Origin of the sequence: Streptomyces sp. NPDC093071 (genome assembly GCF_044754545.1) — a bacterium.
Lineage (GTDB): Bacteria > Actinomycetota > Actinomycetes > Streptomycetales > Streptomycetaceae > Streptomyces.
Genome location: NZ_JBIVPH010000017.1, coordinates 1 through 23760 on the forward strand (window position 1 = coordinate 1; position 23760 = coordinate 23760).

Annotated in this window: 26 protein-coding genes; 5 read left to right on the plus strand and 21 right to left on the minus strand. The window is 69.9% G+C overall.

Features of this window, described 5'->3' with window-relative positions:
• Positions 1–435 precede the first annotated feature (435 nt).
• From ACIQD7_RS33630 to ACIQD7_RS33685, 12 genes are all read right to left on the minus strand, one after another.
• Positions 436–1455, minus strand: coding sequence for a hypothetical protein (locus ACIQD7_RS33630; protein ID WP_402447022.1), 1020 nt, complete (start codon positions 1453–1455; stop codon positions 436–438).
• Between the two features lie 640 nt (positions 1456–2095).
• Entirely contained in the window at positions 2096–2911 is an 816-nt protein-coding gene (locus ACIQD7_RS33635) for a TIGR04255 family protein (protein ID WP_402447025.1), read from the minus strand.
• 290 nt (positions 2912–3201) lie between these two features.
• Entirely contained in the window at positions 3202–3531 is a 330-nt protein-coding gene (locus tag ACIQD7_RS33640; protein WP_391754793.1) for a hypothetical protein, read from the minus strand.
• Positions 3532–3750: 219 nt separating this feature from the next.
• Complete coding sequence (gene mutM / locus ACIQD7_RS33645) at positions 3751–4638, minus strand: bifunctional DNA-formamidopyrimidine glycosylase/DNA-(apurinic or apyrimidinic site) lyase (RefSeq protein ID WP_391164683.1); 888 nt, start codon at positions 4636–4638, stop codon at positions 3751–3753.
• Between the two features lie 150 nt (positions 4639–4788).
• Entirely contained in the window at positions 4789–5595 is an 807-nt protein-coding gene (gene rnc, locus ACIQD7_RS33650) for a ribonuclease III (RefSeq protein ID WP_121832412.1), read from the minus strand.
• A 20-nt stretch (positions 5596–5615) separates the two neighbouring features.
• Positions 5616–5789: a 50S ribosomal protein L32 gene (gene rpmF / locus ACIQD7_RS33655; protein ID WP_015036448.1), complete on the minus strand. Its 174-nt coding sequence runs from the start codon at positions 5787–5789 to the stop codon at positions 5616–5618.
• A 2-nt stretch (positions 5790–5791) separates the two neighbouring features.
• On the minus strand, positions 5792–6526 hold the full coding sequence (locus ACIQD7_RS33660; RefSeq protein ID WP_402447029.1) for a YceD family protein: 735 nt from the start codon (positions 6524–6526) through the stop codon (positions 5792–5794).
• Positions 6527–6626: 100 nt separating this feature from the next.
• Positions 6627–7697: a cell division initiation protein gene (locus tag ACIQD7_RS33665; protein WP_402447031.1), complete on the minus strand. Its 1071-nt coding sequence runs from the start codon at positions 7695–7697 to the stop codon at positions 6627–6629.
• 110 nt (positions 7698–7807) lie between these two features.
• A complete protein-coding gene (coaD, locus tag ACIQD7_RS33670; RefSeq protein WP_199837039.1) occupies positions 7808–8287 on the minus strand; it encodes a pantetheine-phosphate adenylyltransferase in 480 nt (159 codons plus the stop codon).
• Positions 8288–8313: 26 nt separating this feature from the next.
• Positions 8314–8898: a 16S rRNA (guanine(966)-N(2))-methyltransferase RsmD gene (gene rsmD / locus ACIQD7_RS33675; protein WP_402447035.1), complete on the minus strand. Its 585-nt coding sequence runs from the start codon at positions 8896–8898 to the stop codon at positions 8314–8316.
• A gap of 69 nt (positions 8899–8967) precedes the next feature.
• Positions 8968–11169 (minus strand): ATP-dependent DNA helicase RecG, encoded by a 2202-nt coding sequence (gene recG, locus ACIQD7_RS33680; protein ID WP_121832408.1) that lies wholly within the window; start codon positions 11167–11169, stop codon positions 8968–8970.
• A 59-nt stretch (positions 11170–11228) separates the two neighbouring features.
• Positions 11229–12992: a DAK2 domain-containing protein gene (locus ACIQD7_RS33685; protein WP_402447038.1), complete on the minus strand. Its 1764-nt coding sequence runs from the start codon at positions 12990–12992 to the stop codon at positions 11229–11231.
• Between the two features lie 237 nt (positions 12993–13229).
• On the opposite strand from ACIQD7_RS33685, the gene rpmB reads away from it, so the two are divergent.
• The gene (gene rpmB, locus ACIQD7_RS33690) at positions 13230–13415 is read left to right on the plus strand and encodes a 50S ribosomal protein L28 (RefSeq protein ID WP_003957616.1); all 186 of its coding nucleotides are present in this window, start codon (positions 13230–13232) and stop codon (positions 13413–13415) included.
• Positions 13416–13549: 134 nt separating this feature from the next.
• Here rpmB and thiD read toward each other — a convergent pair whose 3' ends face one another.
• Entirely contained in the window at positions 13550–14344 is a 795-nt protein-coding gene (gene thiD / locus ACIQD7_RS33695; RefSeq protein ID WP_402447041.1) for a bifunctional hydroxymethylpyrimidine kinase/phosphomethylpyrimidine kinase, read from the minus strand.
• Positions 14341–15303, minus strand: coding sequence for a thiamine-phosphate kinase (locus ACIQD7_RS33700; protein ID WP_402447043.1), 963 nt, complete (start codon positions 15301–15303; stop codon positions 14341–14343). The genes thiD and ACIQD7_RS33700 overlap by 4 nt, the downstream gene beginning before the upstream one ends.
• A 233-nt stretch (positions 15304–15536) precedes the next feature.
• On the opposite strand from ACIQD7_RS33700, the gene ACIQD7_RS33705 reads away from it, so the two are divergent.
• Entirely contained in the window at positions 15537–15770 is a 234-nt protein-coding gene (locus ACIQD7_RS33705; protein ID WP_017947604.1) for an Lrp/AsnC family transcriptional regulator, read from the plus strand.
• Between the two features lie 20 nt (positions 15771–15790).
• Positions 15791–16288: a DUF3515 domain-containing protein gene (locus tag ACIQD7_RS33710; protein WP_402447045.1), complete on the plus strand. Its 498-nt coding sequence runs from the start codon at positions 15791–15793 to the stop codon at positions 16286–16288.
• A 99-nt stretch (positions 16289–16387) separates the two neighbouring features.
• Here ACIQD7_RS33710 and ACIQD7_RS33715 read toward each other — a convergent pair whose 3' ends face one another.
• The 3 genes from ACIQD7_RS33715 to ACIQD7_RS33725 all read right to left on the minus strand — a co-directional run bounded on the left by ACIQD7_RS33715 (position 16388) and on the right by ACIQD7_RS33725 (position 19401).
• Entirely contained in the window at positions 16388–17527 is a 1140-nt protein-coding gene (locus tag ACIQD7_RS33715) for a D-alanine--D-alanine ligase family protein (protein WP_383409245.1), read from the minus strand.
• Positions 17528–17650: 123 nt separating this feature from the next.
• Positions 17651–18652 carry an NAD(P)H-dependent glycerol-3-phosphate dehydrogenase gene (locus tag ACIQD7_RS33720; RefSeq protein WP_121832404.1) on the minus strand — a complete coding sequence of 334 codons (1002 nt, stop codon included), beginning with the start codon at positions 18650–18652 and terminating at the stop codon, positions 17651–17653.
• A complete protein-coding gene (locus ACIQD7_RS33725; protein ID WP_121832403.1) occupies positions 18649–19401 on the minus strand; it encodes a 1-acyl-sn-glycerol-3-phosphate acyltransferase in 753 nt (250 codons plus the stop codon). Before ACIQD7_RS33725 ends, ACIQD7_RS33720 begins: the two co-directional genes overlap by 4 nt.
• A gap of 126 nt (positions 19402–19527) precedes the next feature.
• On the opposite strand from ACIQD7_RS33725, the gene cofC reads away from it, so the two are divergent.
• Together cofC and ACIQD7_RS33735 are read left to right on the plus strand one after the other, a co-directional pair.
• Positions 19528–20175, plus strand: a complete 648-nt coding sequence (gene cofC, locus ACIQD7_RS33730; RefSeq protein WP_402447048.1) for a 2-phospho-L-lactate guanylyltransferase — start codon at positions 19528–19530, stop codon at positions 20173–20175.
• A gap of 10 nt (positions 20176–20185) precedes the next feature.
• On the plus strand, positions 20186–20395 hold the full coding sequence (locus ACIQD7_RS33735; protein WP_402447051.1) for a hypothetical protein: 210 nt from the start codon (positions 20186–20188) through the stop codon (positions 20393–20395).
• 109 nt (positions 20396–20504) lie between these two features.
• Here the strand turns inward: ACIQD7_RS33735 and ACIQD7_RS33740 are convergent, their stop codons facing one another.
• From ACIQD7_RS33740 to leuC, 4 genes are all read right to left on the minus strand, one after another.
• On the minus strand, positions 20505–21209 hold the full coding sequence (locus ACIQD7_RS33740; protein ID WP_383409238.1) for an HU family DNA-binding protein: 705 nt from the start codon (positions 21207–21209) through the stop codon (positions 20505–20507).
• A gap of 143 nt (positions 21210–21352) precedes the next feature.
• Positions 21353–21580, minus strand: coding sequence for a hypothetical protein (locus tag ACIQD7_RS33745; protein ID WP_015036430.1), 228 nt, complete (start codon positions 21578–21580; stop codon positions 21353–21355).
• Between the two features lie 104 nt (positions 21581–21684).
• Positions 21685–22278 carry a 3-isopropylmalate dehydratase small subunit gene (gene leuD, locus ACIQD7_RS33750; RefSeq protein ID WP_161373798.1) on the minus strand — a complete coding sequence of 198 codons (594 nt, stop codon included), beginning with the start codon at positions 22276–22278 and terminating at the stop codon, positions 21685–21687.
• A 6-nt stretch (positions 22279–22284) separates the two neighbouring features.
• Positions 22285–23709, minus strand: coding sequence for a 3-isopropylmalate dehydratase large subunit (gene leuC / locus ACIQD7_RS33755; protein WP_121833887.1), 1425 nt, complete (start codon positions 23707–23709; stop codon positions 22285–22287).
• Positions 23710–23760: the final 51 nt, after the last annotated feature.

Consider the following 23760-nt stretch of genomic DNA (forward strand, 5'->3'; position numbering starts at 1 on the left):
CGTCCAGGTCGTTCGTACAGTGGCGCGCTCCACCTGGACGCCCGGCACCGCGCCTGCTCCACGGTGTGTGGGTCGACGGCAGACGGGATGGGAGTCAGGGCAGCGGTGTGCATTGCCAGACCATCGCCGACTGCAGCCAAGACGGACGATCAAAAGGCGGCTAGCAGCTAGGAAGGGGGCTTCTTACGCAGGGTCAGCCGACTGCTAAGCCGGAGTAGGGCCGGACGCCGTACCCCTGCCGTTAGGAATGACGAAAGCGTGAGACGACCGCACCACCGGGAATAGGTGGGAGAGGATCAGTTACTGCCACCAAGTGGTGCCGACCGGTGTGGTCACACCACGTCGGTACCGGTTTCGTTGGGGCTGAACAGTGCGTTCCAGGCACAATCACCTTACCCGTCGTAAATCCACCAACCAGCATCGAATGTCGACGAATCACAACGGCAGCGGAGAGGAAAGATGGTCCAGATCGATTTCCTCGGAGTGCCGATAGCGTTCGAATGAATACTCTTCCGTGGAAAATATCTCAGAGCTCACCGCGCCTCCTTCGACTGCCTCCAGAATATCTGTAGTCGAGCCTTGTGGAGGAATGCACATTGCCGCCCAGGAATCAGCTAGCGCGCTCCAAAGCCAATACCGATCAGCCGCATCCAGGGAGGTTCGCTCGCCGTCTTGAAGGTGCTTCGAAATTTCGCTATGCCTGCGAATCAAGGTGGCTCCATTTGAGCCATAAAGCCATGCGCTAACCCGCTCGGAGCACTCAGGAGTTTCATTCGGAGGGAAGGGAGGAAGAACCCCTGGTTCCAATACTACGCAGAGAGTTAGTGGGTACGGAGCAACTTCCCATTCTCCGTCACATTCCAGCCTTAGGGACGCCACCTTGCTTAGTGCCCAGCCTACTGGACTGGCCTCTCTGGTGACCTTACTTCCCACTAGGTCCTGCAATGGGCGGAGCCATGGAACCACTTCATCTGGGAATGCAAACCGACTAAATCGACGGCCAACTCGCTGCCCGAACTTGCGCACCGCTTCAATTGCTTCGACACCCGGTTTGCGCTCAGCAGAGGCAATAACCGACTTTGAAACTGTGGCAACATAAGTCAGGTCTGCAAAATAGCAGTCACCGAGCTCAGGCAGATGCACGAGATTCGGGCGTCGACCATTGCGATTCGCCTTCGCCTCTACGGGGGGAAGCTCCAGGACTGGAGCCAAGTGGACTGTCGGCCGATCCTTTAGAACCACATCGCAGGTCTGGGTAATTAGGGCTGCACCATGTGGGGTAGCTACCCACTGAACAACACCAGGTTGGACTTTCAGGGGAATGCTCACCACGCGAATGACATCGCCCTGACGGTACTCCTTGATGCGATCAGCCCAGTCAGGTTCAGCCTTAGCCTCTTGGCCGGCATCGTCGCCGGGAAATTCTGCGGGCACACCCTCGGAAGATGCGTCCATGTGCCCCCCTAGCCTGACGTTCAGTCAGAGTCAGTACCGAGCAGTTGGCTTGGAGTATATCCAACGCTCTGCACAGGAGTAGTGCCCTTCCTGTACCGGGCCTGGAAGACCTCTAGCGGGCTTCCGACTCCAGGCTTCGAAGCGTGGAACCAGGAGCGCACCTGCTCGGGGGACTTTACCGGAGCAGAACGAACCAGTTCAGCAAAATGCATCAGCATCTCACTGTGCCGAGCATTGATCCGTGCACCCGATGCCCACAAATGCATCGATCGACGGCTAACGCCAAAGGCCCGACTTAGTTGCTCCCACGTAAAGCCGCTCTCGTCGTGAATGACCCTCACCACTTCGGCAATCTCGAGAGGCAACTTCTCTCGATCAGCCTCGGGGAGTTTAGTCGATTCAACTTCGACTGGATCCGCAGGCACTGGAGCCGTTGTGTGTTCAATTAGCGAAACAGCGTCTGCTGTCGGAGTGCCAACAAATGTGGAGGTTGCAATCGTCGCGGCACATACCAAGCCAGCAGCCCAAACTCGCGTCTTCGAATGCACGAGCATGTCAAAGCTCCGCACAATCGGTGGCGAAGCTTCCGACTCGGTACGCATCTGAAGAAGCGTATTTACGGCCGTATCCTGCATTATTGTCACAGCTCCCCCCCGAAGTGCAACAGAAAATCGTCCGTCACTGCCCACCGGAAAAATCGGTAGGCAGACTCAGAGAGCATCTCGGCGCGCCTCCTTACCTCCTCGGGGTCAGAACTAACCTCTGAGCTCTGGTAGAAAGAATCCAAATCGAGGACCCAACTCCGCTGCTCAAACGAAGATAGCGAGGGATCAAATGTTCCACCAGGAGGCATCTCTCCCCACTGAGCCAGCAGTCCTCTGCTGGCGTCAATCTTGAAGCTGGCTTGAGCGAGAGAGTGCTGGAGATCGGCCCGCCCGTCTAGCTGAACTCCGGAGATCCCAAGAATTTCAGGACGGATGAGTGAGGGAAGGTTCGCCAGTGCCTTTTGATCGACAACTCGATTGGTGTACCGATACCCGATGCGAGTGTAGGCGGGAACGTAGGCGACCTTTTTCAATGCCGCAGAAATCGAGGAGAGGGCAGAGCAGAATTCGGTGCGCCCGCCATAGACGCTCGTCTCTAGCGCAAGAGAGCCATTGGAGAGAGAAACTACGGTTTTCCGATCTGGAGATCGAAATCGCCAGACAGCATTTTGCCCCATTTGCGGCGAAACTTGACCCGGGGTGATGAGCATATTGAATTCCGCACCCTTTTCAAGATACGGATAATCTTTGCCGATCTCCGCTGCAAAAAGAGAAGCAGAATTGGGTGAGTCCAGTACCGCCAGTGGGTCGAAGCGCAACTGTGCCAACACGCGCACCAGTGGAGCCACTGACAGCGGCACGTCCTCGCACGGCTCGTCACCGAAGGGTGCTTGCAACTGGCTCCTTGTCATGCTTCACACAGTACTTCACACCTCCCGAGGCGTCACCTAGGATGCACGCTGTTCCCCTGCACGACGCACAGCGTCTTGCTGTCAGAGTGATCGAATTTGGAAGCCGACCGCGTGCAGGTGAACGCTAGCTGGCCAGGTCTGTGCCGCATCAGTGCCAGATCGTGCGGAGACTCACGGGCAATGGAGAGCATCTAGAGGGGCTGCACGGTGGAGCAGCTAGTGCTGCAACCATGCAGGTCAGGCCAGGGAACACCCTCCCTCCCTTGTAACCCGATGATCCTTCAGCGCCTTCAAAGCAGGGGAGAAAAGCCGGCGGACCGATCGAGCTGGAAGGGTGAACCACTTCGCGTGGGCACCCAGCCCAGCCGTAGGGCGGACGTGATGGCCTCTGCGACATCGGAGGGCAGGACAGAGCCACCCGGGGCTTCGAGCCAGTTGCCAGGGTGCACTTGGTCTGTGGTGACGACGAGGGTCGTCCCAGGACGATCCGCATGTTCCACGGCGTACGTGCATGGAGACCAGCCGAGACCTTGGCTGTAGGTCGGCCTGCGTCGCAGCCGCCAGCGGTAGGTCGTGTCGCCGACGACAATGCGCCGCGTCCCTTTGCGGCCCAGCGCCATGTCTCTCCCCTAATGGTGAAGCGCCGAAAACCCGGCTCTGCGAAGGGTCCGAACGATACCTGGGCCGTGACAGGGCCGTCCGAGGGCAGCCGAAGGCGACCAACGTTGACAATCACCGACGACTAAGTCGCAGGTCACAGCGTTGGTCACCCAGGAAGTCCCAGGCCAGAGAGGCCCCACGTCACTTCTTCGGCTACTGAGCCCCCGCCGGACCCCGGTTCACACCGTGACGACGCGGGGCGGGCGCTGGCAGCGCGGGCAGAAGTAGCTGGAGCGGTTCATCCAGGCGCGGCGGCGCATCGGGGTGCCGCAGCGACGGCAGGGCTCGTCCTCGCGGCCGTAGGCGTCGAGCGAGCGGTCGAAGTAGCCGGACTCGCCGTTGACGTTCACGTACAGGCTGTCGAAGCTGGTGCCGCCGACGGCGAGCGCCGCGTTCATCACGTCCCGGACGTGTCCGAGGAGTTCGGCCGAGCGCGGCCGGGTCAGGGTGGCGGTCGGCCGGTCGTAGTGCAGCCGCGAGCGCCAGAGCGCCTCGTCCGCGTAGATGTTGCCGACGCCGCTGATCAGGGACTGGTCCAGGAGCGCCCGCTTGATCGTCGTACGGCGCAGGCGCAGCGCGCTCTGGAAGGCGGCGTCGTCGAACTCGGGGTCGAGCGGGTCGCGGGCGATGTGCGCGATGACGTCCGGGAGGCCGTCGGGGCTCTGGTCGTGGAGCGAGAGCCCGCCGAAGGTGCGCTGGTCGACGAAGCGGAGTTCGGTGCCGGCCGCGCCCGTGAGGGCGTCGCCTTCGGACGGCGCGAAGCGGACCCGGATGCGCAGGTGCTTCTCGTCGGGGGCGTCGTGCGGCTGGACGAGCAGCTGGCCGCTCATGCCCAGGTGTCCGAGCACGGCCGTCCCGGTGTCGGCCAGCGGCAGCCAGAGGTACTTGCCGCGCCGCCGCACGCCCTCGAACCGCTGCCCCTCCAGCCGGGCCGCGAAGTCCTCGCCGCCCGCCAGGTGGCGCCGTACGGCCCGGGGGTGCAGGACCTCGACCCCGGCCACGGTCCGTCCGGCGACCCAGCGCTCCAGTCCGCGCCGTACGACCTCGACCTCGGGCAGTTCGGGCACGGCTGTTCCTCCGGACTCGTTCGGTATTTCCTCAGCGCTTGTTCGGCGGCCGGAACCACCCTACGTCCGTCCCGACCGCACGCGGAAAGACGGGAACCCCGCCCTGGGGCGGGGTTCCCGGAAAGCCGAGGAAACGGGCAGGACGGAGGATCAGGCCGAGGCCCGGTCCTTGGCAGGAGAGGGGTCGGCGACCGCTCCCGCCTCGGCCGCGGCCTTCGCCGCCGCGATCCGCTCGTCCGCGGCCGCGCGGATAGCGCGCCACGCGGACTCCGCCGCCTGCTGTTCCGCTTCCTTCTTGCTGCGGCCGGTGCCGGTGCCGTACGAGACACCACCGACGCGGGCGGCAGCGGTGAAGGTCTTCTCGTGGTCCGGGCCCTCCTCGGAGACGAGGTACTCCGGAACGCCCAGGCCCTCGGCCGCGGTGAGCTCCTGGAGACTGGTCTTCCAGTCCAGGCCGGCACCGAGGTTCGAGGACTTCTCGATCAGCGGGTCGAAGAGCCGGTGCACCAGCTCGGACGCCGCGTCGAGGCCCTGGTCGAGATAGACCGCGCCGATCACCGCTTCGAGGGTGTCGGCGAGGATGGACGCCTTGTCCCGGCCGCCCGTGCCCTCTTCGCCCCGGCCGAGCCGGATGAAGGAGCCGAGTTCGAGTCCGCGTCCCACGTCCGCCAGCGCACGAGAGTTGACCACCGCGGCCCGCAGCTTGGCCAGCTGGCCCTCGGGCAGGTCGGGGTGGGTGCGGTACAGCGTGTCGGTGACCACCAGGCCGAGCACGGAGTCCCCGAGGAACTCCAGCCGCTCGTTGGTGGGCAGACCGCCGTTCTCGTACGCGTACGAACGGTGGGTCAGCGCACGCACCAGAAGGGCGGACTCGAGCTTGTAGCCGAGCCGCCCTTCCAGAAGCGTGTGGGACGAGGCATGGTCCGTCTTGTCGTCCGTCTTGCGGGACTCAGACATTGCGCCTCTCACCAGCCCAATCAGACCGAGAGGACCTGGCGCTTGTTGTAGGTGCCGCAGCTCGGGCACGCGATGTGCTGCAGCTTCGGCTCCTGGCAACGCTCACACGAAACCAGGGTGGGGACCGCAGCCTTCCACTGCGACCGGCGGTGGCGCGTGTTGCTGCGCGACATCTTCCGCTTCGGAACAGCCACGGCTACTTCTCCTGCTTCTCGGCGGCGCTTCGGACGTCCCCGTCAGAGGCTTTGCCGCTCATGTTGTCCTTCTCATCGGTTCCCAGCGAACCGGCGAGTCCCTGCAGTGCCGCCCAACGGATGTCGACGGCGTCGTGGTGGTGGTCCGGGTTCTCGTTCAGGTTGGCTCCGCACTCGGAACACAGACCCGCACAGTCCTCCCGGCACACCGGCTGCATCGGCAGTGCGAGCACCACCGCATCACGCAGCACGGGTTCGAGGTCGAACATGCCGTCCTCGAGGGGGATCATGTCCTCGTCGTCCTCGGCTTCGTCGTCCGCGGCCGCCCTGGAGCGGCCCCGGTCGTCGGAGTCGGGGTACGAGAACATCTCCTGGAAGTCCACGTCGAGCTCCAGCTCGACGGGCTCCAGACACCTTACGCACTCCCCCTCGGCCGATGCACGGGCGGTGCCTGTGACAAGCACCCCTTCCATGACCGACTCAAGACGGAGATCGATGTCGATCGGGGCGCCCTCGGGCACTCCGATCACTCCTTCGACGCCCATGGCCGCGGGGGCCTCGACCGATCGCGAGAGCCGCTGCAGGGCACCAGGACGCCGCCCCAGCTCGTGCGTGTCGAACACGAGGGGGTTGCGGTGGTCGAGGCGCGTGCTCAGGGCTCTTCCTGCTTTCGGATCGTTCTGCGTCGTGGAAGGTTCGTAGGGCTGCCGATCACGGGCAGCACGGGTCACGGGCATACGCGTGACCGAAGAGCCAGGATACTGGACGCTTCGCCCAGGGCCCAATCCGGGCCGTCCGCCCCTTACCGCGCCCCGTCCCCCGCTGCCGCCGCCGCTCCTACTGCTGCTGCCCCTGGTCGTACTGCTGCTCGTACCGGCGCAGCTGTTCCAGGTCGATCATGCTCGTGTCGAAGAAGCTGGTCTCGTCGAGCGCGGCAGCCTGCTGGGGCTGGTGGGCCGGCGGGGCGGGCTGCTGGTAGGCGTACGGGTCCTGCTGCTGGTACCCGTACGGGTCGGGCTGCTGCTGGTACGCGTAGGGGTCCGGCTGCTGGACCTGCTGGTAGGCCGCGTACGGGTCCTGCTGCGGGTACCCGTACGGGTCGGGCTGCTGCTGCGGCGGCGCCGGGACCTGCGCCGGGGCCTGGGGCGGGGCCTGCGCCGGAATCGGGGCCGGCTCGGGGTCGGAGAGCTCCGCGAGACCGGCCAGGTAGTCGGCGTCGCTGGTGTGGACCGGGCCGCCGAGGCCGTCCTGGGCGGCCATGTGCTCGCCGAGGGCGTCGGTGGCGGTCCGGCCGTGCAGCTTCTGCCGGCCCCGCCCGACGGCCTCCAGGGTCTTGCTGAGGACCGCCTCGAAGGCGCCCAGCTTGGCGTCCACGTACTCGTCCGCCCGGTGGATCAACGTCTGCGGGTCGGCGCTGTACTCGGGGGCGTCCTCGTCGGCGTAACCGTCCGGGCCGATCCCCGGGCCGCGGCCGAGGAGCTTCTCGCGGCCCCGGTCGACGGAGCCGATGGTCTTGTTGAGGACGACCTCGAAGTTGGCCAGCTTGGAGTCGACGTAGTCGTCGGCCTCGGCGCGGATCTCCTCGGACTCGCGGCGGGCCTCGGAGAGGATCCGGTCGGCCTCCTCCCGCGACTCCCGGGCGACCTGGGTGTCGGAGACGATCGAGCCGCGCTCGGCGTGGGCGGCCTCGATGATCCGCTCGGCCTCCTGGCGGGCCTGCTCGACCATCTGCTCGCGGCCGCCGATCAGCTCCTGGGCCTGGGCGAGGGAGCCCGGCAGGGCCTGGCGCACCTCTTCGAGCAGGGCGAGCAGCTCGGCGCGGTTGACCACGCAGGATGCCGACATGGGCATGGAGCGGGCGCCCTGCACGGTCGCCACGATCTCGTCGAGCTTCTTCTGCACGTCCACCTGGTGCTCGCCACTCTCTACAGCCGGTTGGAGAAGGACGGGACGACTGTAAGGGCAGTCGGCGCCCGTCCGACACCAGGTGACGGAGCGTCAGCGGCGGTGGCCGCGCGTCACTTCTCCGCGAGCCGCTCGGTCAGCCGTCCGAGGACCAGCGGCGGGACCAGGTGGGAGACGTCGCCGCCCCAGGCCGCGACCTCCTTGACCAGGGAGGAGGAGAGGAAGCTGTACGTCGGGTTGGTGGGGACGAAGAGGGTCTCCACGCCCGAGAGGCCGTTGTTCATCTGGGCCATCTGCAGCTCGTAGTCGAAGTCGCTGACCGCGCGCAGGCCCTTGACGATGGCGGGGATGTCGCGCTGCTTGCAGAAGTCGACGAGCAGGCCGTGGAAGGACTCCACCTCGACGTTGCCGAAGTCGGCGGTGACCTCGCGGATCAGTTCGATCCGCTCGTCGACCGTGAAGAGACCTTTCTTCGACTGGTTGATCATCACGGCCACGTGTACGACGTCGTACAGCTTGGAGGCGCGGGCGATGATGTCGAGATGTCCGTTGGTGATGGGGTCGAATGACCCCGGACAGACGGCGCGGCGCAACTTGGGTCCCTCGCTCTCCGGTCCGGTCATCGTGCGTCTTCGCACGTAGAGGCGGCGCGACCGTACCAAAACGTTCCCTCGCCGTAACGACGGGCCCGCAGTGGCTCGAACCCGGCCGGCCAGCCGAACTCCCCGCCTCGGGTGCTGCGCTCCACGGTGACCAGCGCATCCTCGCTCAGCCAGCCCTCCGCGCGCAGTGTGAGGAGAATCTCCCGCAGGCCGTCGTCCTCGACGGCGTACGGCGGGTCGAGGAAGACCAGGTCGTACGGGTCGGCGGGGGCCGGTCCGGTGACGATCTGCTCGGCCTTGCCGGTACGGAGCTCCGCGCCCGGCAGGCCGATCGCGCGGACGTTGTCCCGGATCGTCTTCGCGGCGCGGGGGTCGGCCTCGACGAGGAGGGCGTGGACGGCGCCCCGGGAGAGCGCCTCCAGGCCGACGGCGCCGGAGCCCGCGTACAGGTCGGCGACCCTGGTCCCGTCGAGGGTGCCGAGGAGCGCCTCCCAGGTGGAGAAGAGGCCCTCGCGCGCCCGGTCGGAGGTGGGGCGGGTGCCGTTGCCGGGCGGCACGGCCAGGCGCCGGCCGCCGGCCGTACCGGCGATCACGCGGGTCATCGGTGTCCTCGTCCTGCGTCGTCCAGTGCGTACGTCTCAGGATATGGCCGCGGTGCGGCCGGTGGGCGGTCAGCCCTTCTCCAGGTACTCCTCCCGGTCCTTGTCGAGGAGGGCGTCGAGGGCGGTGCGCAGGCCCGGGTGGGCGGTCAGGTCCGGGTCGGCGAGGACGAGGGCGGTGGCCTCCTCGCGGGCGGCGGCGATGACCTCCTCGTCGTCGATGACGGTGAGGACCCGCAGGGAGGAGCGGACGCCGGACTGGGCCTGGCCGAGGACGTCGCCCTCGCGCCGCTGTTCGAGGTCGATGCGGGAGAGCTCGAAGCCGTCGAGGGTGGAGGCGACGGCGCCGAGGCGCTGCCGGGCGGGGCTCGCCTCGGGCATCTCGGTGACGAGGAGGCAGAGGCCCGGGGCCGAGCCGCGGCCGACCCGGCCGCGGAGCTGGTGGAGCTGGGAGACGCCGAAGCGGTCCGCGTCCATGATCACCATGGCGGTGGCGTTGGGCACGTTGACGCCGACCTCGATGACGGTGGTGGCGACGAGGACGTCGAGCTCGCCGGCGGCGAAGCGGCGCATGACGTCGTCCTTGTCGTCGGGGTGCATCCGGCCGTGCAGGACGGCGATCCGCAGGCCGGCGAGGGGGCCGGCGCGGAGCTTCTCGGCGACGTCGAGGACGGCGAGCGGGGGCCGCTTCTCGGCGTCGTCCCCTTCGGCGGACTTGGCCTTGGCGCCGGCCTTCTTCTGGTCCTCCTCGTCCCCGATGCGGGGGCAGACCACGTACGCCTGGTGTCCGTTCTCGACCTCCTCGCGGACCCGCTCCCAGGCGCGCGCGAGGAAGTGCGGCTTGTCGGCGGCGGGGACGACGTGGCTGGCGATCGGAGAGCGGCCGGCGGGCAGCTGGTCGAGGACGGAGGTCTCCAGGTCGCCGAAGACGGTCATGGCGACCGTGCGCGGGATGGGCGTCGCCGTCATGACGAGGAGGTGCGGGGGCTGCTTGCCCTTGCCGCGCAGGGCGTCGCGCTGCTCGACGCCGAAGCGGTGCTGCTCGTCGACGACGACCAGGCCGAGGTCGTGGAACTTGACCTTGTCCTCGATCAGCGCGTGCGTGCCGATGACGATCCCGGCCTCGCCGGTGACCAGGTCGAGGAGGGCGTGGCGGCGGGCGGCAGCGCCCATGGAGCCGGTGAGCAGGACGACCTTGGTGGCGCGGTCCGCGCCGCCGAGCATCCCTCCCTCGGCCAGCTCGCCCATCATCTCGGTGACGGAGCGGTGGTGCTGCTGGGCGAGGACCTCGGTGGGCGCGAGCATCGCGGCCTGTCCCCCGGAGTCGACGACGGCGAGCATGGCGCGCAGGGCCACCATGGTCTTGCCCGATCCGACCTCGCCCTGGAGGAGCCGGTGCATGGGGTGGTCGGTGGCGAGGTCGTCGAAGATCTCGGCGGAGACCTTGTTCTGGCCGTCGGTGAGGGTGAAGGGGAGTTTGGCGTCGAAGGCGTCGAGGATGCCGTCGGGAGCGGGTTTCCTGGGGACGGCGGGCAGTTGGGTGTCGGCGTGCCGGCGGCGGGCGAGGGCGACCTGGAGGACGAAGGCCTCGTCCCACTTGAGCCGGTCCCGGGCTGCGGCGATGTCGGCCTTGGTGCGGGGCCGGTGGATCATCCGCAGGGCGTCGGGCAGTTCGGCGAGGCCCCGGCCCTCGCGCAGGGCGTCCGGGAGCGGGTCGGCGGCGTCGGCGACGCTCGGCAGGACCGCGTCGACGGCCTTAGCGATCTTCCAGGACTCCAGCTTGGTGGTGGCCGGGTAGATCGGGATGAGGGCCCCGGCCCAGACGTCCACGGCCTCCTCGCGGTCGCCGCGCAGGAGTTCGTACGACGGGTGGGCGAGCTGGAGGCGCCGGTTGAAGAGCGAGACCTTGCCGGCGAACATCGCGCGGGTGCCGGGCAGCAGGTCCTTGTGCGGCTTGTGCACCCCCTTGCCGAAGAAGACCAGCTGGAGGCGGCCGCTGCCGTCGGTGATGGTCACTTCCAGGCGCTGGCCGCGTCCCTTGGAGCCGTTGAAGGTCAGCACGCGGGCGTCGGCGACCTGCGCGACCACCGTGACGTGCTCGTCGAGCGGCAGGTCGGAGAGGGTCGTCAGCTCCCCCCGCTCGGCGTACCGGCGGGGGTAGTGGTGCAGCAGGTCCCCGACCGTGTGCAGGTCGAGCGCCTCGGCCATGACCTTGGCGGTGGCGGGGCCGAGGGACTTCTTGAGTGGTTCGTCGAGCGCGGGCACGCGTTCCATTGCACACCACGAGACCGACAACCGCGCCGAAGCCTGTGGACAACCCCGGGAACCGGGGCCTATTCCACCCCGATGAGCAGCGGCGGGGCCTCCGCGCCCGCGTGGTACGTGGTGGTGTCGACGGCCAGGTGGGCGCGCCGGACGTGGCGTTCGAGGGCGGCGGCGAGGCCGGGCGGGGCGTCGTCGGCGACGACGAGGGTGACGAGTTCGCCGCCCGCCGAGAGCATCCGGTCCAGGACGGTGCGGGCGGTCTCGGTGAGGTCCTGGCCGATGACGGCGACGTCGCCCTCGATGAGGCCGAGGACGTCGCCGGCCTGGCAGACGCCGGCCGAGGTGAAGGACCGGTGCTCGGCGACGGCGAGTTCGGCGTAGCGGGTGGCTCCGGCGGCGGCCGTCATGGCGACGACGTCCTCGTCGAAGCGCCGGCCGGGTTCGTGGACGGCGAGGGCGGCGATGCCCTGGACGGCGGCCCGGGTGGGGACGAGGGCGACGCGGACGCCCTCGGCCCTGACGCGTTCGGCGGCCGCGGCGGCGGTCTCGCGCAGGTCGGTGTCGTTGGGCAGCAGGACGACCTCGCGTGCGTGCGCCCGGCGGAGGGCCTCGACGAGCTCGTCCTCGGCGGGGGGTTCGCCGGGGCGGGCTCGGACGGTGGTCGCGCCGGCCTCGGCGCAGAGTCCGGCGAGGCCCTCGCCGGGGACGACGGCGACGATCGCGCGCGCGGCGCGCTCCCCGCGCGCGTCGTCGTCTCCGGTGCCGCACGCGTACGCGTACCCGTCGCCGGTCCCGTACCCGTGATCGGTCCCGTACCGGTCGCCGGTTCCGTACCCGTCGTCGGTCCCGTACCGGTCGCCGGTCCCGCTCCCGGTCCCTCGCGCGGTGCCGCGTCCCGGCGCGGGCGTCGCGTCGGACGCGAAGTGGGTGATCCGGATGCGGTGGGGCCGGCCGGCCTCGACGCCGGCCTCGACGGCGGCGCCCGCGTCGTCCACGTGCACGTGGACGTTCCAGAGCCCGTCGCCGCCGACGACGACCAGGGACTCCCCCAGGGCGTCGAGGCGGGAGCGCAGCAGCGCGACGGCCGCGTCGTCGGCCTCCAGGAGGTAGATCACCTCGTAGGCGGGGCCGTCCTCGCCCGCGCACTTCTCGCGGGGGGCGGCGGGCGGGAGCGGCGCGATCCCGGGGTGGTCGGGGGTCTGTCCGGTGACGGTCTCCAGGAGGGCCCCGAGGACGGCCACCAGGCCCCGGCCGCCCGCGTCCACGACCCCGGCGCGTTCGAGGACGTCCAGCTGGCCCGAGGTGGCCGCCAGGGCGGTCGCGGCTCCCTCGTAGGCGCCCCGGGCCACCTCCACGAGCGTGCCGCCCGCCGCGCACGCCTCGGCGGCGGCGCTCGCCACGGTGAGGATGGTGCCCTCCACGGGGTGGGCGACGGCCTGCCGGGCCGCGCGCGCGGCCTCGGCGAAGGCGCGGGCGAGGTGCTCGCCGTCGCGTCCGTCGGCGAGGACGGTCGCCATGCCGCGCAGGAGCTGGGAGAGGATGGTCCCGGAGTTGCCGCGGGCGCCGAGGAGGGCGCCGTGGGCCATGGCCCGTACGGTCTCGGCGGTGTCCGGGCCGGAGGCGGCGAAGACGGCTTCGACGGCCTGGTGGGCGGCTTCCGCCGTCAGGTAGAGGTTGGTGCCGGTGTCCCCGTCCGCGACCGGGTAGACGTTGATCGCGTCGATCTCCTCGCGCTCCCGTCCGAGGGCGTCGAAGGCCCTCGCGCACCAGGTCCGGACCGCTTCGGCGTCGAGCTCGACGAGCTCCTCGTCAGGCTGAAGGGCTCGCGACAACGGGGGGTCCTCCTTCGGCGGTGAGCTCACCGCAGGGTAGACCGGGGGTGTCCCGGGCGTGACCGGGGCCCGGGGCGAGGCCGGCGGAGACCATGGTAGTTTCGTTCCACCGAGGCAGTCGTTGTATGCTGCTTCGGTTGCCCGGTTCAGTCCGGGCCGTTCCCCGGCAAGCCACTTCAGACTCCTGATTCCGGTGCGCCGGATTTCACTGTAATTCTGAAGTCTTTGGAGTGACCCGTGGCTGCCAACTGCGACGTCTGCGGCAAGGGGCCGGGCTTCGGCAACAACATTTCGCACTCGCACCGCCGTACGTCCCGTCGCTGGAACCCGAACATCCAGCGCGTGCGTGCCGTGGTCGGTCGGACGCCGAAGCGGCTCAACGTCTGCACCTCGTGCATCAAGGCCGGCAAGGTCTCGCGCTAACCGCGACGTTCCGTCGTAGCGCAGCCCCTGCGGTTGCCTTGAGAGGCCGGTTCACCTCGGTGAACCGGCCTTTTGCCATGCCCGGAAGCAGATCCGGGAACAGGTCCGGGGGCGTGTGGCACCCCCGGACCGGCTCAGTCCCTGAACCGCCAGCCGTGGTCGACCGGGCCTATGCCCGTCCCCAGGCCGAACCCGGCGCCGATGGCCCCGGTCACGTACTCCTTGGCCCCCCGTACGGCCTCCGGCACCGTCAGGCCCTTGGCGAGCCCGGAGGCGATGGCCGAGGCGAGCGTGCAGCCCGTGCCGTGGGTGTGCCGGTTGTCGTGGCGCGGGGCGCGCAGCCAGTGCTCCTCCTCGCCGTCGGTGAGCAGGTCCACGGCCTCCCGGCCCGTGGGCAGGTGCCCGCCCTTGATCAGGACCCACTCCGGCCCGTACGACAGGATCCCCTCGGCGGCGGTCCTCATGTCGCTCTCGTCCACGACGTGCACGCCCATGAGCTGCGTCACCTCGTCCAGGTTGGGCGTGGCGACGGTGGCGCGGGGCAGCAGCTTCGTGCGGACGGCGTCGAGCGCGGACGCGGCGAGGAGCGGATCGCCGTGCTTGGAGACGCCGACCGGGTCGACGACCACGGGCGCGCCGGTGTCCGCGAGGAGTTCCGCGACGGTCTCCACCAGCGGGGCGGTGGCCAGCATCCCGGTCTTCACGGCCTGGACGCCGATGTCGTCGACGACGGACCGGTACTGGGCGCGCACGGCCTCCACGGGCAGTTCCCAGACGCCCTGGACGCCCCGGGAGTTCTGCGCGGTGACGGCGGTGAGGACGCTCATGCCGTGGACGCCGAGCGCCAGCATCGTCTTCAGATCGGCCTGGATGCCCGCGCCGCCGCCGGAGTCGGACCCGGCGACGGTGAGGACGAGCGGCGGCCTCACTCCGTCTCCCCGAAGTGGTCCCAGCCGCCGGCCGCGTGCCAGGGCGCGCCGTCCACGGTGACCTGGGGCAGCGCCGAGGGGTTGAGGACCTCGCCGATGACCTTCCAGCGGGCGGGGAGCTTCACGTCCGGCGGGAAGGTGGCGACGATGGCGTGGTCCTCTCCCCCGGTGAGCACCCACTGCATGGGGTCGACGCCGACGGCCTGGCCGATGTCGTTCATCTGGGTGGGGATGTCGATGAGTCCGGAGCGCAGGTCGATGCGGACCTTGCTGGCCTCCGCGATGTGGCCGAGGTCGGCGATGAGGCCGTCGCTGACGTCGCACATGGCGGTGGCGCCGAGTCCGGCGGCGGCCGGGCCCGCGTAGTACGGCGGTTCGGGCCTGCGGTGGGCCTCGACGAAGGCGCGCGGGGAGCGGAAGCCGCGCGAGAGGACCGCGTATCCGGCGGCGGACCAGCCGAGCCAGCCGGTGTAGGCGACGACGTCACCGGGCTGGGCGCCGCCCCGGGTGACCGGGTCGTGGTTGCGCAGGTCGCCCAGGGCGGTGATGGAGACCATGATCGTGTCGCCGCGCACGACGTCGCCGCCGACCACGGCCGCGCCCGCGACCTGACATTCGTCGCGCAGGCCGTCCATGAGTTCGGTGGGCCAGGTGACGGGGAGTTCGGCGGGGACGACGAGGCCGAGGAGGAGGGCGGTGGGGACCGCGCCCATGGCGGCGATGTCGGCGAGGTTCTGCGCGGCGGCCTTGCGGCCGACGTCGTACGCCGTCGACCAGTCGCGGCGGAAGTGACGTCCTTCGAGGAGGATGTCCGTGCTGGCCACCACGCGCCGGTCGGGGGCGGAGACGACCGCGGCGTCGTCGCCGGGCCCGATCCGTACCGCCGGGGTGGAGGTGAGCCGGGACGTGAGCTCTCTGATGAGCCCGAACTCGCCCAGCTCTCCGACTGTGCCCTTCACCGCGTCTCACCTCGTGTCTTCGTGCCGGCCGGCGGGCGGGGGCGCGTCTGGGCGCGCCGCGGGTCGCGGGCCGTCACCGTGCTGGGTACCGTCAAGTAGACCGTCAACTTCTGTCCTGCGTACGCCACGCCCCGGGTGCCCCCGGACGCGCGGGTCTCCCCGCGGCCCGCGGCGACGCGGTACCGTGGCGTCCCTTTCTCCCACAAGATCCTCGTGGCCGCCCTGGAGGTTCCGTGGTACAGGCGTACATCCTTATTCAGACCGAGGTGGGCAAGGCGTCGACCGTCGCCGACACCATCTCCAAGATCCCGGGGGTGATCCAGGCCGAGGACGTGACCGGTCCGTACGACGTGATCGTGCGCGCGCAGGCGGACACGGTCGACGAGCTGGGCCGCATGGTGGTCGCCAAGGTCCAGCAAGTGGACGGCATCACGCGCACCCTCACCTGCCCGGTCGTTCATCTGTAGCCCCCGTCTACGCTTGGCCGGTGACGTCTTCCCACCGGCCCTTCGGCCTGCCCGCCGCCGTCGCGGCCGCCGTGCTGCTGCTGGCGTCCGCCGGCTGTTCCCCTTCGGACGCCTCGGCGTCCGTCGCGGTCCCCAGCCCTCCGGCGGAGGAGGCCGCCCTCTGCCAGGCGCTGGCGAAGGAGCTGCCCGGCACCGTGGCGGGACTGGAACGGAGTGACCCGGAGCCCGGCTCCGAGTTGACCGCCGGGTGGGGTGACGGTGCGATCGTACTGCGCTGCGGGGTCCCCCGGCCCGAAAAGATGAGCGACGCGAAGGCGCAGGGCGTCTCCGCGAACGGCGTGCGCTGGCTGCTCGAACGGCCGGCGGGTTCCGGGCCCCGGTTCACCTCGGTGTACCGGGAGGCGTACATCGAGGTGAGCCTCGACGCGCGGTACGCGCACGACGCGGGACCGCTCGCCGATCTCGCCGCCCCCGTGGCGGAGACGGTCCCGTGCGCGCTCGAACCGGAGTGCTCCTAGGGGCCTTCCGGCGGACGTCCTTCCGGGGCCGGCCGCGTGCTCGCGGACGTCCTTCCGGGGCCGGTCGCGTGCTCGCGGCCGGCCCCGGACGCCGTCGCGCTAGCGCAGGCCCGTGGAGCGGGTCAGCGCGGCCTGGAGGAGCCGGTCGACCAGCTCGGGGTAGCTCACGCCGCTCTCCTGCCACATGCGCGGGTACATGGAGATGGGCGTGAAGCCCGGCATGGTGTTGATCTCGTTGATGACGAAGTCGCCGTCCTCGGTGAGGAAGAAGTCGGCGCGGACCAGGCCCTCGCAGGAGACGGCCTCGTAGGCGGCGACGGCCAGGCGCTGGATCTCGGCGGTGGCCTCGTCCCCGATGGGGGCGGGCACGATGCCGGAGGCCGAGTCGATGTACTTCGCCTCGAAGTCGTAGAAGTCGTGGTCGGTGACGGGCGGGATCTCGGCCGGCACGCTGGCGCGCGGGCCGTCCTCGAACTCCAGGACGCCGCACTCGATCTCGCGGCCGCGGACCAGCGCCTCCACGATGACCTTGGGGTCGTGGCGGCGGGCCTCCTCGACGGCCTCGTCGAGGCCTGAGAGGTCGTCGACCTTGGTGATGCCCACGGACGAGCCGCCGCGGGCGGGCTTCACGAAGAGCGGCCAGCCGTGGTCGGCGGCGAACTCGACGATCTTCTTGCGGGCGGCGGCCGGGTTCTGCTCCCACTCGCGCGGCCGGACGACCTCGTAGGGGCCGACCGGGAGGCCGAAGGAGACGAAGACCCGCTTCATGTACTCCTTGTCCTGGCCGACGGCGGAGGCGAGGACGCCCGCGCCGACGTAGGGGACGCCGGAGAGCTCCAGGAGGCCCTGGAGGGTGCCGTCCTCGCCGTACGGGCCGTGGAGGACGGGGAAGACCACGTCGACCTCGCCGAGGGCGCGCGGCACGGCGCCGGGCTCGGCGAGGACGACCTCGCGGTTGGCGGGGTCGACGGAGAGGACGACGCCGCCCTGCTCGGACTCGGCCAGGTCGGCGACGTTCGGCAGCGCGCGGTCGGCGATGGCCATCCGCTCCGGGGCGTCGGCGGTGAGCGCCCAGCGCCCGTCCGTCGTGATGCCGATGGGCAGCACGTCGTACTTGTCCCGGTCGATGGCGCTCAGGACGGCGCCGGCCGTGACGACGGAGATGGCGTGCTCGGAGCTGCGTCCGCCGAAGACGACGGCCACGCGCGGCTTGCGGGGGCTCTGGGTGTTCTCGCTCATATCGCGATGAGGGTACCTTGCGGTTCCCGAACTCCTGAGCGCCCCGCCGCGCGCGCGTCCGAGTCGTCCGGGCTCGGCGGCGTCCGGGCTCGGCGGCGTCCGGGCTTCAGCGGGGTTCGGGCTTCAGCGGCGTTCGGGCTTCGCCGAGCGCGACATGAGCTCCTTGAGGGCGACGACGGGCGGCTTGCCCTCGTGGACGATGGAGACGACGGTCTCGGTGATGGGCATGTCGACGCCGTGGCGGCGGCCGAGATCGAGCACCGACTCGCAGGACTTGACGCCCTCGGCGGTCTGCTTGGTGGCCGCGATGGTCTCCTGGAGGGTCATCCCGCGGCCGAGGTTGGTGCCGAAGGTGTTGTTCCGGGAGAGCGGCGAGGAGCAGGTGGCGACGAGGTCGCCGAGGCCCGCGAGGCCGGAGAAGGTGAGCGGGTCGGCGCCCATGGCGAGGCCGAGCCGGGTGGTCTCGGCGAGGCCGCGGGTGATCAGGGTGGCCTTGGAGTTGTCGCCGAGGCCCATGCCGTTGGCGATGCCGACGGCGAGGCCGATGACGTTCTTGACGGCACCGCCGAGCTCGCAGCCCACCACGTCGGTGTTGGTGTACGGCCGGAAGTACGGGGTGAGGCAGGCGGTCTGGAGCCGCCGGGCGACCGTCTCGTCGACGCAGGCGGCGACGGCGGCGGCGGGCTGCCGGGCGGCGATCTCCTTGGCCAGGTTGGGGCCGGTGAGGACGGCGACGCGCTCGGCGGGGACGTCCGCGACCTCGGTGATGACCTCGCTCATCCGCTTGGCGGTGCCGAGTTCGACGCCCTTCATGAGGGAGACGAGGACCGTGTCGGGGGCGAGGAGCGGCGTCCAGGCGGCGAGGTTGCCGCGGAGGGTCTGGGAGGGGACGACGAGGACGGTGAAGTCGGCGCCGGCGGCGGCCTCGGCCGGGTCGGCGGTGGCCGTGACCGCCCCGGGGAGTTCGACCCCCGGCAGGTAGTCCGGGTTGACGCGGGTGGCGTTGATCTCCTTCGCGAGCTCCGCGCGGCGGCCCCAGAGGCTCACCTCGCAGCCCGCGTCGGCGAGCACCATGGCGAAGGCGGTGCCCCAGGAACCGTTGCCGAAGACGGCTGCCTTGGTCACTTGGTGCCCCCTTCCGCGGCCTTGCGCCGCTGTTCCAGGCGGGCCCTGCGGTGGTCGTACGGTTCGTCGGGCGCCTTCTCGCCGCGGACCTCCTCCAGGAGGGCGGTGATGGCGGCCATGATGGTCTCGGTGGCCTCGCGGAGCACCTCGGGCGTGGGGTCGAGGCCGTGGAAGCGGGAGAGGTCGACCGGCGGACCGGCCTGCACGATCAGCGTCTTGCGGGGGAACAGCCGGAACTTGTTCTCCTTCGCGTACGGCGGCATCGCGAGGTTCGCGCCCCACTGGGCCACCGGGATGACGGGGGCCTTGGTGAGCAGCGCGACGCGGGCGGCGCCGGTCTTGCCGGCCATGGGCCACATCTCGGGGTCGCGGGTCAGGGTGCCCTCGGGGTAGAAGGCGACGCACTCGCCGCGCTCGATGGCCTCGACGGCGGCGCGGAAGGCGTCGAGCGCGTCGGTGGTCTCGCGGTAGACGGGGATCTGTCCGGTGCCGCGCAGCATCGTGCCGACGAAGGAGCCCTTGAAGAGGGCGGCCTTGGCGAGGAAGCGCGGGACGCGGCCGGTGTTGTACTGGTAGTGCGCGTAGGAGAGCGGGTCCAGGTAGGAGTTGTGGTTGACCGCGGTGATGAACCCGCCGTCGGCCGGGATGTGCTCCGTGCCGCGCCAGTCCCGCTTGAACAGAACCACCAGGGGGGGTTTGGCGATGACCGCCGCGAGGCGGTACCAGAAGCCGATTCTGCGGCGGGGCACGCGGACACCTTTCTCCGGGACTGGGTGGCAGGGGGTCAGTGTCGCCCCGTGCTCCTGGTCTGTCGAGTGACACCGTACGCCCCGGTCCCTCCGGCGGGCCGCACGGGCGGGACAGAATGGTCCGCGATGAACACCGATGCGGACGAGGGCTGGTCCCTCGTCGTACCCCTGAAGCCCCTTGCCCTGGCGAAGAGCAGGCTGGCCGCGGCGGCGGGCGCGCGGCTGCGTCCCCGGCTCGCGCTCGCGTTCGCCGAGGACACCGTGGGGGCGGTGCTGGCCTGTGCGCGGGTGCGGGAGGCGGTGGTCGTCACCGACGACCCCGCGGCCGGTGCGGCCCTGGCGGCGCTGGGCGCGCGGATCGTGCCGGACCTCCCGGCGGCGGGGCTCAACGCGGCGCTCGCGCACGGGGCGCGGACCGTGCGGCTCCGGCGGCCGCACGCGCGCGTGGCGGCGCTCAACGCGGACCTCCCCGCGCTGCGCCCGGCGGACCTCGCCCGGGTCCTGGACGCGGCCCTGGCATTTCCGAGGGCATTTCTCGCGGACGCCGCCGAAATCGGTACGACATTCCTCTCGGCTGCTCCGGGGGTGGAATTGGCACCGGCATTCGGGGGCGCGTCGAGGCTGCGGCATTTGTCGTCAGGGGCGGTGGAAATCCGGCTCGCGGGGGTGGATTCCGTACGCCGGGACGTGGACACCGGGGAGGACCTGGCGGCGGCCCGGGAGCTGGGGCTGGGCCCGCGGACGGCCGCCCGGTGGCTGCCGGCGGCCGGATAGGCTGCGGTCCATGCAGGCGACCGCGTACATGTACGACCCCGAGACCCGCAGCGGCAGCGTGCTGCTCGACGACGGCACCCCGGTGGAGTTCGGGGCGGAGGCCTTCGAGGCGGGCGGGCTGCTGCTGCTGCGGCCGGGGCAGCGGGTGCGGATCGAGACGGAGCCGGGCGGCGCGGGGGCCGGGCCCCGGATCACGCTCGTGACGCTCCAGACCTTCTGAGGGCGCCGGGGGTTCCCGGACTCCCCGGACTTCCCTGACTTCCCTGACGACACGCCGCGGGCCGGGCTCCCCGAGGGGAGCCCGGCCCGGCGGATCGTTCCCGCACGTCCTACTTCTTGGCGGCGGTCTTCTTGGCGGTGGTCTTGCGCGCCGTCGTCTTCTTGGCGGGCGCCTTCGTCGCCGTGGCCTTCTTCGCGGCCGGCGCGGTCTTCTTGACCGTGGCCTTGGTCGCCTTCTTGGCGGCGGCCGTGGTGGTCTTCTTCGCGGCCGCCGAGGTCTTCTTGGCGGCGGCGGTGGTCGCGGTCTTCTTGGCGGGGGTCGCCTTCTTGGCGGCCGCCGTGGTGGTCTTCTTGGCCGGGGTCGTCTTCTTCGCGACGGCCGCGGTGGTCTTCTTCGCCGGGGTCGCCTTCTTCGCGGCGGCCTTCTTGGCGGTGGTGGCCTTCTTGGCGGCGGCCTTCTTCACCGTCGCGGAGGCACCGCCGGTGAGGCTGCCCTTGGGGGCCTTCTTGACGGAGACCTCGCCGCCCTTGGGGAGCTTCTTCGAGCCGCTGACCAGGTCCTTGAAGCCCTGACCGGCGCGGAAGCGGGGGACGGAGGTCTTCTTCACGCGGACCCGCTCACCCGTCTGCGGGTTGCGGGCGTAGCGGGCCGGCCGGTCGACCTTCTCGAACGAGCCGAAACCCGTGACGGAGACCCGGTCGCCACCGACCACGGCACGCACGATGGCGTCGAGCACGTGGTCGACGGCTTCGGCGGCCTGCTGGCGACCGCCCATCTTGTCGGCAATCGCTTCTACGAGCTGCGCCTTGTTCACGTCTTCCCCTTCGGAGACATTGCCAGAACGAAAGTGTTCAAGCTTTTTCGCACGTTAGGCATGTATATACCGCAAATCAAACACGAAACGGGCTAATCACCCTAGTGCCGCAACGCTGAAGAGCCGTTGCGGAGTTCCTGGTGTCAGTCGTCCTCTGGGAATCGGCCCTCGTCGAGGTCCTTCATCAACCGGTCCAGACGCGTCGCCGCGTCCTTGAGATCGTGCTTCGCCGCGGCCGTCACGACCAGCAGCTTCCGGGACAGCGCCATCCTTACGCCCTCCGGGACTTGCAGTGAGCGCACCCTTGTATGCGCTTCCTTCAATCGGGCGGCGACTGCCTCGTAGAGCTCGAGTTGGCTGTCGCGTTCCATGCACCGATTGTGCCATCTAGGGCGAGTTGTCGCCCGACAGGGGCTCAACAAGCGACTGCGCCCCCCACCGGAGGGTGGGGGGCGCAGTCGTGGAAAAGCGCTGCTCAGACCGTAATTGTACGGGGTTTGAAGGAGGGCCTGGCCGCCTCGTAGGCGGCGATGTCGGCTTCGTTCTGAAGGGTGAGGCTGATGTCGTCGAGTCCGTTCAGGAGGCGCCAGCGGGCGTTCTCGTCGAGCTCGAAGTCGGCGTCGATCCCGGCGGCCAGGACCTTGCGGCGCTCCAGGTCGACGGTGACCTCGGCGGTCGGGTCGGCCTCGGTCAGCTCCCAGAGCGCGTCCACCGTCTCCTGCGGGAGGACGACGGTCAGCAGGCCGTTCTTCAGCGAGTTGCCGCGGAAGATGTCGGCGAAGCGGGAGGAGATCACGGTCTGGAAGCCGTAGTTCTGGAGCGCCCAGACGGCGTGCTCGCGGGAGGAGCCGGTGCCGAAGTCGGGGCCGGCGACCAGGACCGTGGCGCCCTGCCGCTCGGGGCGGTTGAGGACGAAGTCGGCGTCCTTGCGCCAGGCCTCGAAGAGGCCGTCCTCGAAGCCGTCGCGGGTGACCTTCTTCAGCCAGTGCGCGGGGATGATCTGGTCGGTGTCGACGTTGCTGCGGCGCAGCGGGACGGCCCGGCCGGTGTGCGTGGTGAAAGCTTCCATGGTTCCTCAGACCCCCGCGGGAGTGGCGACGTCGGACAGATCGGCCGGGGAGGCCAGATGGCCCAGTACGGCGGTGGCGGCGGCGACCTGGGGCGAGACCAGGTGGGTCCGGCCGCCCTTGCCCTGCCGTCCCTCGAAGTTGCGGTTGGAGGTGGACGCGGAGCGCTCGCCGGGGGCCAGTTGGTCGGGGTTCATGCCCAGGCACATCGAGCAGCCCGCGTGCCGCCATTCGGCGCCGGCCTCCTTGAAGACCTTGTCCAGGCCCTCCTCGACGGCCTGCAGGGCGACCCGGACGGAGCCGGGGACGACCAGCATCCGGACCCCGTCGGCGACCCGGCGGCCCTGGAGCAGACCGGCGGCGTTGCGCAGGTCCTCGATGCGGCCGTTGGTGCAGGAGCCTACGAAGACGGTGTCGACCTTGATGTCGCGCAGCGGCTGCCCGGCGGTCAACCCCATGTACTCCAGGGCCTTTTCGGCGGCGAGGCGCTCCGAAGCGTCTTCGTACGAAGCCGGGTCGGGGACGTTCGCCGAAAGCGGGGCGCCCTGGCCGGGGTTGGTGCCCCAGGTGACGAACGGTGCCAGGGAGGCGGCGTCGATGACGACCTCGGCGTCGAAGACCGCGTCCTCGTCGGACCTCAGGGTCTTCCAGTACGCGACGGCGGCGTCCCAGTCCTCGCCCTCGGGGGCGTGGGCGCGGCCCTTCAGATAGGCGAAGGTGGTCTCGTCGGGGGCGATCATGCCCGCGCGGGCGCCGGCCTCGATCGACATGTTGCAGATGGTCATCCGGGCCTCCATCGAGAGCTTCTCGATGGCGGAGCCGCGGTACTCCAGGATGTAGCCCTGGCCGCCGCCGGTGCCGATCTTCGCGATGATCGCCAGGATCAGGTCCTTGGCGGTGACGTCCTCGGGCAGTTCGCCGTCGACCGTGATCGCCATGGTCTTCGGGCGGGCCAGCGGCAGCGTCTGGGTGGCGAGGACGTGCTCGACCTGGCTGGTGCCGATGCCGAACGCCAGCGCGCCGAAGGCGCCGTGCGTGGAGGTGTGGGAGTCGCCGCAGACGACGGTGGTGCCGGGCTGGGTCAGTCCCAGCTGGGGGCCCACGACGTGCACGACGCCCTGCTCGACGTCGCCCAGCGGGTGCAGCCGGACGCCGAACTCGGCACAGTTCTTCCGGAGGGTCTCCAGCTGGGCGCGGGAGACCGGGTCGGCGATCGGCTTGTCGATGTCGAGGGTCGGGGTGTTGTGGTCCTCGGTGGCGATGGTGAGGTCGAGGCGCCGCACCTGGCGACCGTTCTGGCGGAGGCCGTCGAAGGCCTGCGGGCTGGTCACCTCGTGCAGCAGGTGCAGATCGATGAAGAGGAGGTCGGGTTCGCCCTCGGCGCGCCGGACGACGTGGTCGTCCCAGACCTTCTCCGCGAGTGTCCTACCCATCGCTTTCCCTCCGGCCGACGTCTGCGTCGGCACAACTAGAGACCCGTTTCG

Coding starts and splice junctions, on each gene's coding strand:
- ACIQD7_RS33745 (WP_015036430.1), bottom strand. CDS start 21,580: ATGGAACGCGACAGCCAACTCGAGCTCTACGAGGCAGTCGCCGCCCGA.
- cofC (WP_402447048.1), top strand. CDS start 19,528: ATGAACACCGATGCGGACGAGGGCTGGTCCCTCGTCGTACCCCTGAAG.
- leuD (WP_161373798.1), bottom strand. CDS start 22,278: ATGGAAGCTTTCACCACGCACACCGGCCGGGCCGTCCCGCTGCGCCGC.
- ACIQD7_RS33640 (WP_391754793.1), bottom strand. CDS start 3,531: ATGGCGCTGGGCCGCAAAGGGACGCGGCGCATTGTCGTCGGCGACACG.
- recG (WP_121832408.1), bottom strand. CDS start 11,169: ATGGAACGCGTGCCCGCGCTCGACGAACCACTCAAGAAGTCCCTCGGC.
- rsmD (WP_402447035.1), bottom strand. CDS start 8,898: ATGACCCGCGTGATCGCCGGTACGGCCGGCGGCCGGCGCCTGGCCGTG.
- ACIQD7_RS33635 (WP_402447025.1), bottom strand. CDS start 2,911: ATGACAAGGAGCCAGTTGCAAGCACCCTTCGGTGACGAGCCGTGCGAG.
- ACIQD7_RS33660 (WP_402447029.1), bottom strand. CDS start 6,526: ATGCCCGTGACCCGTGCTGCCCGTGATCGGCAGCCCTACGAACCTTCC.
- rnc (WP_121832412.1), bottom strand. CDS start 5,595: ATGTCTGAGTCCCGCAAGACGGACGACAAGACGGACCATGCCTCGTCC.
- ACIQD7_RS33715 (WP_383409245.1), bottom strand. CDS start 17,527: ATGAGCGAGAACACCCAGAGCCCCCGCAAGCCGCGCGTGGCCGTCGTC.
- leuC (WP_121833887.1), bottom strand. CDS start 23,709: ATGGGTAGGACACTCGCGGAGAAGGTCTGGGACGACCACGTCGTCCGG.
- ACIQD7_RS33630 (WP_402447022.1), bottom strand. CDS start 1,455: ATGGACGCATCTTCCGAGGGTGTGCCCGCAGAATTTCCCGGCGACGAT.
- ACIQD7_RS33735 (WP_402447051.1), top strand. CDS start 20,186: ATGCAGGCGACCGCGTACATGTACGACCCCGAGACCCGCAGCGGCAGC.